Source organism: Acetobacterium fimetarium (genome assembly GCF_014284475.1).
In the GTDB taxonomy this organism is placed as follows: Bacteria; Bacillota; Clostridia; order Eubacteriales; family Eubacteriaceae; genus Acetobacterium; species Acetobacterium fimetarium.
The window spans coordinates 1-3,683 of sequence record NZ_WJBC01000048.1 but is presented as its reverse complement, the minus strand read 5'-3'; the positions used below and the strand labels follow the sequence as shown (position 1 = coordinate 3,683).

Annotated in this window: 2 protein-coding genes; both read left to right on the top strand. The window is 41.8% G+C overall.

Features of this window, described 5'->3' with window-relative positions; all coding sequences use genetic code 11:
* Window positions 1-1,461 precede the first annotated feature (1,461 nt).
* Window positions 1,462-1,686 (top strand): phenylalanine--tRNA ligase subunit alpha, encoded by a 225-nt coding sequence (locus GH808_RS14810; protein ID WP_186843562.1) that lies wholly within the window; start codon window positions 1,462-1,464, stop codon window positions 1,684-1,686.
* 436 nt (window positions 1,687-2,122) lie between these two features.
* Entirely contained in the window at window positions 2,123-3,508 is a 1,386-nt protein-coding gene (locus GH808_RS14805) for a uridine kinase family protein (RefSeq protein ID WP_186843561.1), read from the top strand.
* Window positions 3,509-3,683 lie beyond the last annotated feature (175 nt).

Sequence of the window (3,683 nt, the reverse complement as noted above, 5' to 3'; positions counted from 1 at the left end):
AGCTTAAACTGTTTGTCATAGTGTTTTGCCATAATGAGATCCTCCGTTTACTGATAGATTTATTTTATCATGTTTTTCTATTTTGGACTTTCTCATTTTGACTTGTACTATTTATATTCTAACAGCAAAAATGTACAAAAATAGGGTTGACGTATTCCCACGAACGAATATATGTAAAAATTCTACCCAAGACATCAATACGAGGACTTGGGGCCATTAAGTACAAGTAAATAGATCAATACTAGACTTTTTAATTTTTCGATATGTTTTAATTATTCTATTTGTCAAACTAAAAGGTATTCAATTTTAGACAGATTTTCTAAACATTCTTAAACGATAATTTAAAATTGAATCAATAAAAGTGTCTTTCAAGGTTGTAGTGAACTACGAAAGCCGTTATTTTAAGTATTTAAAGATTTTTTTGAGAGAGTATAGCTTGTGGTATTTGTATCAAAATCGGTATGAAGATTGATCCGCCCTATAATACCGGCAATGACTTTGTCTATGTGCGCAAGGGGACGGAGGTTTTGTGTCCCTGAGTAGTTTCTACTTGTCACATTTTGCGCTGTCAGAATTTAGTATATGACGGACAAAACGTTTCTATGTCATATGTTTGGAGCAGCTACCGCTGGCAAACAGCCCGACGAATACGCAATAATCAAGTAATTACGTAATCGATAATGATAATTACATGTTTGACCTGCTTCCCATAATGGCCGTTAAGCCCAGCCGGTACGTGGCTTCGTTTGGCATCTTAATGCGGTTTTTAGTCGCCAATAAGATGGTGTGAACGGTCAGGTTTAAAAAATCCCGAATTTATCAATCCCTGGAATCACGTAAATCTGGTAATCCATTAAGTCAATTACGTGATCAATTACGTAATTGACTTGATAAGAAATTAAAGTACGATGCCAATGTAAATCGTAGAATAAGCGGATTAAACCCCTATCAAAAACGGAAGTTTACTTATGTGAACTGATGAAACGTGATCAACATATATTAAAAAATAATTCGTTGCTCAAACGCCTGATTCGAATGTACGATCTGGTTAAATACAAAAATACCCCTGACTAAATCATTCAATAGTGCGAACACCTGAAATCAGTAGGAGGGGTATTTTGACTCGTTTTACATAATTGTATAGTGCGAACACCACAATTTAGTATTTTGATTATTATAACAAATTGCCAGCAAAACTGGAAGCGCTCTTTTAAAAAGTCGTTGTTAGATTTAAGAATGATGGATTACGCCGCTGGGTTTGGCAAGTCGAACATTATCAGCAGAGGATATGGTGATTATCTATTGGAGAAGTCGTTTGAAATTGAATGGTTTGGGGAAGAGTAGTCGGTCAACCGGACTGGATGATATGTCGAACGAAACGTCCCCGCATCATTAATGATGAGCGGATATGAGTGGATAATGAGCGGATATGAGTGGATAATGAGCGGATATGAGCGGATAATGAGCGAATTAAACCCGAATGAAAAATTAATCGTCGAATATTTGATGAAAAATGAAAAAATAGTCAATCAAGAGGCAAGTTCATTAACCGGGTTATCTCCGGCCCAGATAAGGCGGGTGTTTGTCTCATTGCAGAAAAAACAGATTATCGAAGGGATCGGAAAAAGCAGAGGTAGGTTTTATCGATTGGCTAAGACGGAGACAGCGACAGAGATTAATGATTAATGACGTTGTGATTGTACCAATAACTTAAGATATGGGGGATGGATCACATGTCTGAACAATTAACGAGTTGCTTTCTGATTAAGCAAATGATCACGTTAAAGGGACTATGGAGTTAACCCGGGTTGCGATATTTATCGCAGATAGTTTCGTTAGTGGTATCCGTTAGAAGCAAATGGATGATCTGGATGCTCAGGTAAAAGAGGAACAAGAGCTGAATATCCTAACCGACCAAACTTGACATTGTTCCGATATCGGTATAACATGGCGATGAGGTATGCGCCAGTTCGGGGTCAGATATTTAGCTGGTGGGAATCCAGTCTGGTAAGGTGTAGCAAACCGCCAGTACCGACTCCTTGGAGCCTTAAAGACCAACAAAGAAAAACAACCTTTGATACGAAGATACGCAATCAAAATTAAAGTGAAAGAAGGTGTAGCGATGCCAGAAACGCATCTAAAACAAAGCCGACAGACTTGCAAGCTGGGCTTGATCATTGTGATTCGGCAGCTTTTCCCGCAAGAATCCCTTAAAACCGCTTATTCAATATTGGAGGGCGTGTTTTGCCGGTTTGCCGGTTCCGCCATTTCAATCAGAGAAGTCGCGCAGATTGAAAAGAAACTAAACGAATGGATTTCGGGAAATCCGGAGATTGACTTTTTGAAGCATCAGGGCGGCTACTACTATTATCAGGTCGATAGCGATGTTGTTAAAATGATTTATCCCTGCGAAACAAATGTTAAACAGATCGATCCGTTCCGGGTGATTCCGTATGCCGACGGTTTTATTGTCGACTTTGGCGACATTGGCCGCGAACTCAATACGCCGTTGATTCCGCCGGATAAGCTATCGGCCATGTATGATAAGACACAGCAATGGCTGAAGAATATCAATATCGAGTTGCTTCATGATGTGAACGATTTTGTTGCCGGCTGCGCCAGCCTGAAGCTGCTGGGGATGGCGGAAGCCCTGCATGAAAAGGAGATCTCCGATATTGCCGTGATGATTCTGCAGCAGAAGCGGGCCCTGCGGGTACTGCTGATTTCAGGGCCATCCTCTTCGGGGAAGACGACGTTTGCGCAACGGTTATCGACCCAGTTGAGTGTGAACGGCTTAAAGCCGGTGACGCTTTCGATGGATGATTACTTTGTGAACCGGCAGGAGACGCCGCTGACTGCGGACGGCAAGTCCGATTTCGACTGCCTGGAAGCGTTGGATCTGCCCTATTTGCAGCAGCAGCTGGCCGAGCTGATCGATGGCAAAGCGATTGAAACGCCGATCTATGATTTTAAAACCGGCTTTCGTTCCGCCCAAACCAGGCGGCTGCAAGTTGGACCCGATGAAATCCTGGTTGTCGAAGGGATCCATGCCTTGAATCCGGTATTGTTTATGGGGATCAACCGGAACATGCTGTTTAAGGTCTACCTCAGCTCGCTGTTTCAATTAAATTTCGATTTGCAAAACAGAGTGCCGAGTTCTGAAGTGCGGCTGATCAGACGCATTGTCAGAGGCGACCAATTCCGCGGTACCCATCCCGAGGATACGCTGGACCAGTGGGAAAATGTCCGGCGCGGGGAGTATCAAAACGTGTTTAAATTCCAGGAGGAAGCGGACGTGATGTTTAATTCGAGCCTGCTTTACGAATTAAATGCACTGCGGCCTTTTGCCGACGCCTCCCTTCATAAAATAGCGGATGACAGCCCCTATGCACCGACCCGGGACCGCCTGCTTAATATTCTATCCTTCTGTGCGCCAATGGATACGGAGAAAGTCCCTTTTAATTCAATCTTGCGTGAATTCATCGGCGGCAGCATCTATTTTGAGTGAATTTGTTCACTGTTGTAACGAAGTCGTTTTGTTTGCTGTTAAACTACGAGACCAGCTAATAAAAGTCAATAGTTAATTCAATATTTTTTCAGAAATGAGGATTGATAAAAAAAGCATAACTAAACAAGCCATTAAAAAATCCGAACAATGGCTGAAAATCAAGTAATCGAATTTT